Source organism: Vibrio phycocola (genome assembly GCF_054404255.1).
This window is the reverse complement of sequence record NZ_JBTAMQ010000001.1, coordinates 248,052-259,761: the sequence shown is the minus strand read 5'-3', so window position 1 is coordinate 259,761 and position 11,710 is coordinate 248,052. Positions and strand designations below refer to the sequence as shown.

8 protein-coding genes and 2 pseudogenes are annotated in these 11,710 nt (G+C 41.9%); 8 read left to right on the top strand and 2 right to left on the bottom strand.

Annotated elements, in window-relative coordinates:
* Positions 1 to 134: 134 nt before the first annotated feature.
* Together ACXJY6_RS01280 and exaC are read right to left on the bottom strand one after the other, a co-directional pair.
* Positions 135 to 1,163, bottom strand: coding sequence for a hypothetical protein (locus ACXJY6_RS01280; protein WP_456051309.1), 1,029 nt, complete (start codon positions 1,161 to 1,163; stop codon positions 135 to 137).
* Between the two features lie 382 nt (positions 1,164 to 1,545).
* Entirely contained in the window at positions 1,546 to 3,066 is a 1,521-nt protein-coding gene (exaC, locus tag ACXJY6_RS01275) for an acetaldehyde dehydrogenase ExaC (RefSeq protein ID WP_458766971.1), read from the bottom strand.
* Between the two features lie 262 nt (positions 3,067 to 3,328).
* Between exaC and ACXJY6_RS01270 the strand changes: the two are divergent.
* From ACXJY6_RS01270 to ACXJY6_RS01235, 8 genes and pseudogenes are all read left to right on the top strand, one after another.
* A pseudogene (locus tag ACXJY6_RS01270) lies at positions 3,329 to 4,883 on the top strand (sigma-54-dependent Fis family transcriptional regulator); the annotation flags it as partial.
* Between the two features lie 86 nt (positions 4,884 to 4,969).
* A pseudogene (locus ACXJY6_RS01265) lies at positions 4,970 to 5,107 on the top strand (helix-turn-helix domain-containing protein); the annotation flags it as partial.
* A gap of 208 nt (positions 5,108 to 5,315) precedes the next feature.
* Entirely contained in the window at positions 5,316 to 6,029 is a 714-nt protein-coding gene (locus tag ACXJY6_RS01260; protein ID WP_458767417.1) for a siderophore-interacting protein, read from the top strand.
* Positions 6,030 to 6,330: 301 nt separating this feature from the next.
* On the top strand, positions 6,331 to 7,293 hold the full coding sequence (locus ACXJY6_RS01255; protein WP_456051306.1) for an ABC transporter substrate-binding protein: 963 nt from the start codon (positions 6,331 to 6,333) through the stop codon (positions 7,291 to 7,293).
* Between the two features lie 2 nt (positions 7,294 to 7,295).
* Complete coding sequence (locus ACXJY6_RS01250; protein WP_458766969.1) at positions 7,296 to 9,002, top strand: ABC transporter permease; 1,707 nt, start codon at positions 7,296 to 7,298, stop codon at positions 9,000 to 9,002.
* Complete coding sequence (locus ACXJY6_RS01245) at positions 8,990 to 10,012, top strand: ABC transporter ATP-binding protein (RefSeq protein ID WP_456051304.1); 1,023 nt, start codon at positions 8,990 to 8,992, stop codon at positions 10,010 to 10,012. The genes ACXJY6_RS01250 and ACXJY6_RS01245 overlap by 13 nt, the downstream gene beginning before the upstream one ends.
* Entirely contained in the window at positions 10,009 to 11,106 is a 1,098-nt protein-coding gene (locus ACXJY6_RS01240) for an MBL fold metallo-hydrolase (RefSeq protein WP_458766967.1), read from the top strand. Before ACXJY6_RS01245 ends, ACXJY6_RS01240 begins: the two co-directional genes overlap by 4 nt.
* Complete coding sequence (locus tag ACXJY6_RS01235) at positions 11,093 to 11,674, top strand: histidine phosphatase family protein (RefSeq protein ID WP_458766965.1); 582 nt, start codon at positions 11,093 to 11,095, stop codon at positions 11,672 to 11,674. The genes ACXJY6_RS01240 and ACXJY6_RS01235 overlap by 14 nt, the downstream gene beginning before the upstream one ends.
* Positions 11,675 to 11,710: the final 36 nt, after the last annotated feature.

Sequence of the window (11,710 nt, the reverse complement as noted above, 5' to 3'; positions counted from 1 at the left end):
CTTTCTGCGAATCGAGAATACGAATTCAGAGCCTATATAACTTAAATTAATCAAATGGCCACGGTGAGTCAATATTTTATTTAAACGAGGTGTTATTTTTTTTTAAACCAAAAAAGACAAAAAAATATTCAGCTTTAAAATAAGAACAAGCCATCAAATGCCATCGCCTCTTCGAAAGCTTCATCGAAAAGATGACCAACGTTTTGTTTCTTAAAGTGCTCAGAGATATAAGCATGCAACCCTTCTGGGGTATTGCGTTCATCCTCTGGGTTGATGGAATCAACGCACATTTGGACTTCAAGATTAAACAGTTCTAACGTTGCGGAAGAATCTGTAAAAAAGCCACGAAGGTCATGTTGATCGTAGGAGTTACCACCAATATGAGGGCCAACACCGATAAAGTTAACCTTGGGTTTTGGTAAATTAGTTCCTTGAATTAATACCTCAAAACAAGGACAACGTTCCACAATATGCAGCTTGTGTTGCTCGGGAAACTTTACGGCACAAGAAACCGCATTGGCCCAGTATTGTGCATAAAGACGTAAGTGAAAAATATCATCTTTAGCCTTAAGTTGGTTCAGGCATTTATTGATATCTTCATCAAGACAATGATGACAAATATACTGCGTTACCTTGTCACCTTTCGGAGCGTTTTCTCTAAATAAATCCAAGCGCTCACGAACAATTGCAGCGGTTAGATCATATTGAAAACGAGCGACATCATCTTTAACTTCATTTTGAAACTCGCGTTGCATGTAGAGAGAGTACGGCTGATACACGCCACTTGGACGTGACTTAATCAATACCCTATCTCCACCAAAGTGCTCAAATACCGTTAATAATAATTCGAAGTTAAGCCGCTCATAAACCGGCAACATCCGCCCTTCAAGCTTACGTCTTCGGTTATTAACCAGCAGATTAGGAATATCGAATTTATTCAGGCTTTGATAATCGTACTCAGCTAAGATTTGATTGATCTCAGCGATGGTGTAATTGAGAGCAAGCAGAATCGAGGTGATTTTATCTTTACCAGGATGATTGATTTGCTTCTTACTTAATTTCGTCAGATAAGTATTAGAAACCCCAGATAGTTTACTAATGTTATTCAGATTAAGAGCACTACTTGAAATGATATCAAGTATAGTATCGGGATATATACGCATAATCAGCCTGATTCAAAGTATGAAGAATGTCCCTTCTCTGACTCTTAACCGCTTGTTAAAACTCAGCTAAAAATTTGTTGAGATGAGACTAGGAGCGCGAGTATAGAAAGTATAAGCGCTGAGTAAAAGAGTCAAATACTCTTCATTACCACAATGTTACCGTTTTCTGCTATTCAAAATAACAAACAACTGAAAATTATAAGAAAAAAAATGATAAATATGGGGAGTAAAGGTCAAGGTATAATGTAAAACTTTGTTAATCAATATCTCGCTTGATACCCATGGCTCCCCTCCCACAAAAAAATAAAAAAATAGGCAACCAAAGTTGCCTATTATTCGAATGGAGATTAGACACCTCACTCGCTCAATTCATGTTTGATGATCAAAAGAAACCAAGTGGATTTTTATCATAACTAACTAATAAATTTTTAGTTTGTTGGTAATGTTCTAAAGCCATTTTATGATTTTCTCTACCAATACCAGACTTTTTATATCCACCAAAAGCAGCGTGTGCAGGGTATAAGTGATAACAGTTCGTCCAGATTCGTCCTGCTTGTATTTTACGGCCCATTCGATACGCTTTATTCATATCTCTTGTCCAAACACCTGCGCCTAAACCAAATTCAGAATCGTTCGCTAATGCTAAGGCTTCCTCTTCATCTTTAAAAGTTAAGACTGAAATAACAGGACCAAAAATTTCTTCTTGGAACACACGCATTGAGTTATTACCTTTTAATAATGTTGGCTGAATATAATAACCCTCGTTATAGTCATTATCCATTTGTGCAACACTACCGCCCATTAATACTTCAGCGCCTTCTTCTTTACCAATATCTATATAGCCTAGAATTTTATCAAATTGGGCTTCAGACACTTGAGCGCCAACCATTGTTTCTGTATTGAGTGGGTTACCTCGAGTAATAAGTTTGGATCTTTCGATAACTTTTTCAATGAACTGATCATAAATATCTTCTTGTACAAATAATCGAGATGGGCAGGTACATACTTCACCTTGGTTAAAGAACGCTAATATTGCCCCTTCAATACACTTACTTAAGTACTCATCTTCATGATCTAATACATCATTAAAGAAAATATTCGGTGACTTACCACCTAGCTCTACTGTTGAAGGAATAATATTTTCAGCTGCACATTTTAAAATGTGAGAGCCTGTTGGAGTTGAACCAGTAAACGCTATTTTTGCGATTCGAGTACTAGAAGCCAAAGCTTGACCTGCTTCTTTACCAAAACCATTTACAATGTTTAGTACCCCTGGTGGCAAAAGATCTTGAATTATTTCCATTAATACTAAAATAGAGGCTGGCGTTTGTTCTGCTGGTTTTAAAACCACACAATTACCTGCCGCTAATGCTGGTGGAAGTTTCCACGCGGCCATAAGTAATGGAAAGTTCCAAGGAATAATTTGCCCGACAACACCTAGTGGTTCGTGAAAATGATAGGCTACCGTATTTTCATCTAGTTCACTTAAGGTACCTTCTTGTGAGCGTAAGCAGCCAGCAAAGTATCTGAAATGATCTGCTGCTAAAGGAATATCAGCCGCTAAGGTTTCGCGAACAGCTTTACCGTTATCCCACGTTTCTGCAACAGCAAGGATTTCTAAATTCTCTTCAATTCTATCAGCGATTTTTAGTAAAAGGTTTGAACGTTCTGTTACTGAAGTGGCTGCCCAAGCATCTTTTGCATTGTGCGCTGCATCTAAGGCAAGCTCAATATCAGCCTCATCAGACTGGGGGATTTTACAAAATACTTTGCCATCAACAGGGCTTCTATTATCAAAATAGCGGCCATTAACAGGCTTAACCCATTCGCCTCCAATGTAATTATCGTAAACCTCTTTAAAGTTAACAATTGAGTCTTGTGTGCCTGGCTGAGCATAAATCATAAGGTCATCCTTCCGTTAGATACGTGTCGTTAGATACATTTCGTTTTATGGTTTTAGTCGCACTCTGTTGTTGTCGAGAGCTCAGTTTTGCTACGCAATTCACACGCCAACATTGACACTATTGAGCCAAACCAGAGTTAACATTATGATTACATTTCATTAACAGTGATTCCCCAATCTAAAACACCGTTATGTTCAATCTGTTCACTTTGTTCAACTGTCTTAAAGTGGCACACTCAAATTGTTACATTATGGAACACTTATGCAGCTACAACTCGACAATACAATTGATTGGCTCAACAATTCATGGCACCGAAGTAATGAAGCGGGACTGCGTGAACATCGCCTACCTGACGATATTCGTTTAGAGAAGTATCAGCTCAGTGAACGGCGAGAAAACGCGAAAATTTTGATTGCCAGCATCGAAGAAATGGCCCTACCTTTGTTCAATCAAATGTTTGCCAGAACCAATAGCCGCTTGATTCTGACTGATACTCAAGGTGTTATCATTCGTTCATGGGGACAAGAAAAATTCGCCAGTCGACTTACCTCTATTGCGCTAGAAAGTGGCGTGTGTTGGCAAGAAAAGTTAAAAGGCACCAACGCAATTGGAACGGCCATTGTCGAAGCCAAACCCATCACGGTGATTGGCAAACAACACTTCATCAATCAGCATAGATTCATCAGTTGCTCAGCCAGCCCGATCTTTGATTATCAAGGTAATATGTTGGGCGTTTTAGACATTACTAGCGAACAGCAAGCTCATACCAACACCACTCAATTGTTAATTCAAAGCATGGTGCAGAAAATAGAAAATCGCTTGTTATTTAACATTCCTAATGGCTCAATCAGAGTCAATATCGCAGGTGACGATTCACTGCTCGATAGTGATTGGCAAGGCATTATGATTGCCAATGAAGTCGGAAAGGTTATCGCTCACAATCAAGCCGCTTCTCACCTACTCAATAATCCCAATATGGTTGGGACATCACTCGACTCGTTGCTTAAAAAAGAGGCGCCTTCTTTTGTCTATCGCTTGCACCAACAACCGACAGCAACTGTCACCAAATCCACCACCTACTCCCCATCGTGTAATTTGCATCATGGGGATGATCAGATCGAGAATGCATGGCAGCAGGCGTGTCGTGTGATTGATAAGCAGATCAATTTACTAATTCTAGGTGAAACCGGCGTGGGTAAAGGCGAGTTTGTTAAAGCACTCCATCAACAAAGCGAACGTAAACGCTCTCCCCTCGTCGTGGTGAATAGCGGTGCTCTGCCGAAAGATCTAATTGAATCCGAACTGTTTGGTTACGCTCCCGGCGCTTTTACCGGAGCCAACAGCAAAGGGTTTCAAGGTAAGATTCGTCAAGCTAATAATGGGATTCTATTTTTAGACGAAATTGCAGACATGCCGCTTGATGCGCAATGTCGATTGTTGCATGTATTGCAAGAAAAAGAAGTCGTTCCTATCGGGTCTAATCAGTGCCACAAAGTTGATATCCAGATCGTTGCCGCAACGCATAAAAACCTAGAACAACTGGTTGAACAAGGTGCATTCAGACAAGATCTGTATTACCGACTTAACGGCCTAGTGTTCAATCTTCCTGCGCTACGAGAACGCAAAGACAAATCCGCATTGATCCAAGAGATTCATAAAAAATACAGCAAGCCCAACCAGCAGATCGATGCTGGCTTATTGGCCTTGTTAGAACGCTATAGCTGGCCGGGAAACATAAGAGAGTTGGATAACCTACTTCAAGTTGCCACTCTACTTGCTAGCGAAGAATCAACATTGTTACTAGAACACATTCCCGATCAAATTATGCGCTCTCTTTTATCGGTAGACACTCTCTCATCACCGACTACGCCAAACCATGCTGATAAATCACAAGAGATCAGTTTACAAGAGACCGTTGAAGAGACCATTCTCAATACCTATCGAGCCAATAACGGCAATATCAGCCGAACCTCTAAAATGCTCAATATTAGTCGCAATACGCTGTATCGAAAGTTGAAGAAATTAGGGATATTGTCGTAAATAAACAGTCTGATGGTCCATCAACATCGAGTCTATCAACCCTAAAATCATCTTGAATTCTCTGCAAATTCAATTTATTAAAGCCATACCATTCATGTTATTTTAATGATAGATTAAACTCAAATGAGAATCATTATCGAGAAATAAAGTGAACATACCAGCACCTAAAAACCTAACCGTCATTGCATCACAACAAATCACTCCCAACATGCAACGTATCACCCTACAAGGCGAATCACTTGCCCTATTTCCCAGTGACTGTGAAGGTGGGTATATAAAGCTGCTATTCAATAAAAAAGGACTGACAGATTTAAGTTCAATGACTGAAGAAGAACGTCCTGTCATGCGAACTTACACCATTCGTCACTTTTCACCGGCTAAACGCACAATCGATATCGATTTTGTCAGACATACCACTCCCAATTTCAATAGCGGGTTTGGGGCTCGCTGGGGAATGCAGGCTCAGATTGGTGACACCATCGATATCAAAGGCCCTGGTTCTATTAAAGAAATCAATACCAATGTTGACTGGTTTTTTATGGTTGCCGACATGACAGCATTACCCGCGTTATCAGCAAAAATCAGCCAACTTCCTAGTGATGCAAAAGGCTATGCCGTTATAAAGGTTCTCGAAAAAGAGGACATACAAACCATTGCAGCGCCAACTGGAATTAATATTGTCTGGTTAATCGACGGGGAATCACTTGCTGATATTGTTACATCTCTACCTTGGCTAAACGGTGGGGTATCAGTTTGGGTAGCATGTGAGTTTGATTCAATGCGTCAATTGCGCACTTATTTCCGCAACGAGAAAGCGGTTGAGAGTGACAATATTTATATCAGCAGCTATTGGAAGCAAGGCGTTACAGAAGATGGACACAAAGAAATAAAGAGAAAAGATGCCAGTGAACATAATGGCTAATAGATAAAATACTGACATTATTACAAGCTCGTTTTCGCGTATACCGCAGTACCACCCAGCTCTCCCGATGTTAACCTGCGGTCATTGCGCAATGTTGCCAGCGCTGTTAATCAAGCACACATTCTGCATAACCCTCTCACGATTTTCTAACTTTCTACTCTCTTTTCTGATTGAAAAATAAACGCCATCATAACGCAATAGAAATGTATTTTTTCCGTCATATACGAGTGCTTAACTACTGTTCGACATTGACAAGCATAACTTGTCTACCACAGCACTATTTATATCCAACGAGGAAAATATGAATAAAGTTACCGCACTTTTACTATCACTGATCTCAGTCTCTGCCAGTGCACAAACCACACTATTACTGTATACCAGCCAGCCCAATCAAGATGCCCAACAAACCGTTGCCGCATTTGAAAAACAGAACCCAGAAATACGAGTGAATTGGATACGTGACGGTACAACTAAATTAATGACGCGCTTTCAAGCAGAACAAGAAGCGGGAGTTAAAAGCCCAGATCTACTTTTGATTGCTGATAGCGTCACAATGGAGTCACTCAAGCAAAAAGATCTGCTTTATCCGTACCAATCAAAACACCAAAAAAACTATGACTCAGCACTTTACGATGCAAAAGGTTACTATCACGGAACCAAGATGATTACCTCGGGGATTGCCTACAACACACAGGCAAGCTTTAAACCTACATCTTGGTGGGATTTAACCAAGCCTGAGCTAAAAAATCTAACCGCAATGCCTAGTCCTCTTTATTCTGGCGCTGCTCTTATTCACCTTGCGACGTTGACTGAAAATGAAGATCTCGGGTGGGATTATTATCAACAGCTTAAAAATAACCAAGTTAAAGCCCAAGGTGGAAACGGAGGCGTACTTTCCGCTTTGTCATCAGGAACAAAAGCGTATGGCGCTATCGTAGATTTTTTAGCCATTCGTGAAAAAGCGAAAGGCGCTCCAATCGAGTTTGTATTTCCTAAAGAAGGCGTGAGCATGGTTACAGAACCTGTCGCAATTCTTGCAAATAGCAAACACACAGAAGCAGCCCAGCAATTTGTAGACTTTCTCTTATCGGAGCAAGGTCAAGAATTGGTAAAGAGCCAAGGCTACATTCCCGCATCCAATCAAGTCAGTACTCCAGAAGGGTTTCCTTCGCGTGATCAAATTAAGATGATGACATTTGACGCTAACAATGCGTTAAAGAATGCCAATTCCAACAAAGCTCGTTTTGCTGAGATCTTTAACTAAAAATGAAAACAGCCACCATGATCAACTATACAAGCCTCTATCGGGGGCTTGTCATACTGTTGTTGCTAACCGTTGTCGTGCTGACGGTTTTACCGTCATTGCAATTATTCATCACTTCTCTATCCGATCTGAGCCAGGGTTTGAACTCCAGTCTTTGGCGAGTCTTGTCTAAACCATCGACTTGGGTAGCGCTGTGGCATAGCTTATATACCAGCACACTTGCGATGCTCTTATCACTCGCGATTGGCGGCTTCTTATCGATACTGCTCGCATTAACAAATATTCGGTATAAGCCACTTTGGGCGTTCCTTTTCATGCTCCCAATGATGATTCCCCCACAGGTTACCGCTCTTAGTTGGATTCAATTATTTGGCCCAAGCAGTACCATTCTAAAGAGTCTCGGAATGGCGCCTCCACTAGGTAGCCCAAACCCTATCTATTCAGCAGAAGGCATCGCTTTTTTACTTGGCATTCAACATGCCCCACTTGTCTTTTTAGCGTTGAGAACACAATTGATTTCTCTACCTAACGAGCAAATCGAAGCTGCGCGCTTATGTGGGACGTCAACGAAACAGATTTTGTCGGATATTATTTTGCCATTGTGTTATCCCGCAATACTTGCAGCGGCTGCGCTTGCTTTTGTTTCGTCCTTGGGTAACTTTGGGATTGCCGCAATGATTGGAATCCCAATTTCCTACCAAGTGCTACCAACCCTGATTTATCAATATATGGCTAATTTCGGTAGTCATGTTCTTAATGATGTTGCAAGTTTGTCTATCATTATGGCGTTACTGGCTTATCTGATTATTTATGTTCAAAATAAAGCGCAGCAAGCCAGTTCGACACACCTTATCGGAAGCAGTGGACAAGCGCTCTATATTCGCTTGGGAGCATACCGAAACCCTGCCGAATGGGTGCTCGCTCTGCTACTTTTCCTAATTTTGATATTGCCACTGCTCGCATTAATATTCAGCTCTCTAATCCCAACAATGGGCGTACCTTTAAACTGGAACACATTAACCTTTGACGCTTATCAGACCATTTTAGCCAAACACAGTTCAACATACACCGCACTGACTAACAGTATGTTTCTTTCAATAACAGCTGCGATTACATTGGTGGTTATTTGTCTACCTCTTGCGTATTTTTCAACTCAGTTTCCAAGCAGAAAAACTCAACTTCTCATCAGTATCATTGACATTCCATATACGCTTCCCGGCATCGTTTTAGCCATCGCGTGTATTCTACTATTTGCCCGCCCGATACCATGGCTCGACTGGAGTCTTTATGGCACGTTAGGGATCATTTTTATCGCCTACCTAGCGCGTTTTATGGCGGTTTGTTTTAAAGCCATCTTTACCCAAATGAAACAAATTGATCCAGCAATGGAGGAAGCTGCTCAGCTTTCAGGCGCAAGTGTCATGGTGCGTCTAAGAGATATCATTTTCCCACTGCTTGCACCTTCTGCCTTTGCTGGCGGATTGCTTGTTTTTCTCACCGCCGTCAATGAATTAACAGTCTCCGCTCTGCTTTGGAGTGCAGGAACTGAAACCTTAGGTGTCGTGATTTTTAACTTGGATGAAAGCGGCAATAAAGTTCTGGCTTCGGCGGTTTCAGTGGTGGTTGTTTTACTGATTGCCATTGTGATGTGGTTACTCAACTCTCTGTCTCGATTTTTACCCAAAGGAGTCATTCCATGGCAAAACTAATTCTCGATAATGTGTGTAAAGCCTATGGCAATCAAATGGCCGTGAACGACCTCTCATTAACGATTCCGAATGGCGCATTCTGTGCACTGCTTGGCCCAAGTGGCTGCGGTAAAACAACGACATTGCGCATGATTGCTGGTTTAGAAAACCTAACATCTGGCTCACTCATTATGAATGACCAAGTTCTCGATAACGGGTGTAACGCTATTCCACCAGAAAAGCGGCGAATGAGTATGGTTTTCCAGTCCTACGCTTTGTGGCCCCATATGACCGTTAAGGAAAACGTCTCTTATCCACTAAAAGTACAAAAGCAAACAACAGCTCGAACTCAAGCAACTGTTAAACGAGTATTAGAAACGGTAGACATGGCGCAATACGCAGAGCGAAAGATCCAAGATTTGAGCGGTGGACAGCGCCAAAGAGTGGCCCTTGCTCGCTGCCTCGTTGCTGAGCCTGAAGTGGTGTTGCTTGATGAACCGCTAGCCAATCTCGATCGTCACCTACGCTCAGCCATGGAACAAAGCTTTCGAGAATTTCATCAAGAAACGGGAGCCACTTTCGTATTTGTCACACATGATCAAGCCGAAGCTATGGCGTTGGCTACTCATATTGCGGTAATGAATCAAGGTAAGTTAGTACAGTGGGGAACACCTGAGTCGCTTTATCAACAGCCTAAGTCTTCTTGGCTGGCCAGTTTTATTGGAAAAGGGAGCGTTGTTAACCTGCCAATCAATCAACATGCAAAAAGAAAGCTCGATGCTCATGATTTAAATACCCATACTACAGCTCTGCCTTTGCCCGTATTGCTGCGCCCTGAGCATGTTCACCTTGCAGAAACCGGTATCGCTGCTTACGTGAAAGATTGCGTATTTTTGGGAGAACGTTACCTGTTAACCCTAAGCTTTCTTCACGATCAACAGTCCGTTATTTGCTATCACAATTCCGCCATCGCCGTTAATACAATGGTCAATGTCGCTTTAGAACAAGGCTGGCGAGTGGATGTAGCATGACGATTTCTATCGATATTCTTAGCGGACTAACCCCTAAAGCACCCGCGGCAATTATACTGCGTATCGCTAAGCGGAAATTTCTGCTTGATGCAGGTGCTTGTATTGGTTCAACAGAGATACCTTGGCAGCTTCCTAGTGATGTTGATGCGGTGTTTATCAGCCACGATCACCACGATCACATAGGCGGAGCGACGCAACTTCCTCATCATATTCCAATTTATTGCTCAAAGTTTGTGGCCACCAAACTCACCAACCATTCCAATGTGCATATCCTGCCGATCTCTGGCTGTACTGAAGTAATGGGGATACAGGTGCGCACTGGTTCAAACGGACATGCACTCGGTGGTCTCTGGTTTCATTTTAATGCTGGCAGAGGCATTTTCTATAGCGGTGACTACTGCTTAGAATCGGACACTTATCGTTTTGACTCACCGCCAATCGCCGAGATTGCCTTGCTTGATACTTCGTACGGCAACTATGACACTCCTCTATCGACACAAAAAATAGAGTTAATGAACACACTAGAACACGCTGCTAATAAGGGTAGTATTCTACTGCCAGTTCCCGCTTCTGGACGCAGTATTGAGATAGCGTTGTGGTTAAATGAATGGTGCTCATCAACAATTTGCTTTGATCAAAATGGTCTGGAACATATCAATGAAGCACTAGTTGAAAATGATACAGGGCTGAAAGAAACCAAAAAGAAGCAATTGAAAACCCTTAGCCAATTTGTGCATGCCATTCAAAATATCTCCGATATTGAGCCGAATAATATCGTTCTCGCCGGCTCTCCTGATCTCGATGGTGGGTTAGTTAAGACTTTGATTTCTTCTAACGATACTCCAATCAACAATATCATTTTTACCGGACACATCGGTATGTTAGCAAAACAACTATGCCAACAAGGTGAGGCCGACTTTCATCGTTGGAATGCACACCCCACACTGACCGATACAATTAGGCTCGCACAGCACCTTCAATGTCAAACTCTTATTCCTTTATTTCATCCCGATCTATCGACGTTTCAGACTCACTTATTTAACTGCGAGATTCATACAGACAATCACTGGGAACCCTCTTATGTCACTGATTAAAAAACCATTCATTTTCATGCGCCACGGCGAAACTGAAGCGAATCAAAATAACGTTTTTTGTGGTTCGACCGATATACCACTGAATGCCAATGGAAGACAGCAAGCACTCGATGCAAGAAAGCCCGTTGCAACAGTCATCAAAAACGATATCAAAATCGTATCAAGCCCGATGCAAAGAGCCGTCGAAACCACCAAATTAGCGCTACCAAATACCGAGTTTTCTACCGACGTTGATTTATCAGAACGAGATTGGGGCGATTTAGAACTTCAACCAATAACCAAACAGGTGTGTTACTTCGATACCCCACCAGGTGGGGAACCTTGGGGGCCATTCATTACTCGAATAACACAAGCAATAAACCGAGTTTTGTCAGAGTATGATAACCCGGTAATTATTGCGCATTCTGGCGTCTATCGAGCCATTCAATTTCATTTAACTGGCACACCAAGTGGGCCTCGAATTCCAAATGCGACCCCAGTTAGATTTTGGCCAAATGCAACAAACGAGTGGAAACAACAAATTATCAGTGAGTCACTTGTTTGCTTGGACTCACGCGAAAAGCAATAAAAGCACCAAAAAAAGCGCTCCTTGTGAGCGCTTTAA

What these genes read in the sequence shown, in the direction of transcription:
- ACXJY6_RS01280 (WP_456051309.1), bottom strand. Translation starts at nt 1,163, where the DNA reads ATGCGTATATATCCCGATACTATACTTGATATCATTTCAAGTAGTGCT.
- exaC (WP_458766971.1), bottom strand. Translation starts at nt 3,066, where the DNA reads ATGATTTATGCTCAGCCAGGCACACAAGACTCAATTGTTAACTTTAAA.
- ACXJY6_RS01260 (WP_458767417.1), top strand. Translation starts at nt 5,316, where the DNA reads ATGCAACGTATCACCCTACAAGGCGAATCACTTGCCCTATTTCCCAGT.
- ACXJY6_RS01255 (WP_456051306.1), top strand. Translation starts at nt 6,331, where the DNA reads ATGAATAAAGTTACCGCACTTTTACTATCACTGATCTCAGTCTCTGCC.
- ACXJY6_RS01250 (WP_458766969.1), top strand. Translation starts at nt 7,296, where the DNA reads ATGAAAACAGCCACCATGATCAACTATACAAGCCTCTATCGGGGGCTT.
- ACXJY6_RS01245 (WP_456051304.1), top strand. Translation starts at nt 8,990, where the DNA reads ATGGCAAAACTAATTCTCGATAATGTGTGTAAAGCCTATGGCAATCAA.
- ACXJY6_RS01240 (WP_458766967.1), top strand. Translation starts at nt 10,009, where the DNA reads ATGACGATTTCTATCGATATTCTTAGCGGACTAACCCCTAAAGCACCC.
- ACXJY6_RS01235 (WP_458766965.1), top strand. Translation starts at nt 11,093, where the DNA reads ATGTCACTGATTAAAAAACCATTCATTTTCATGCGCCACGGCGAAACT.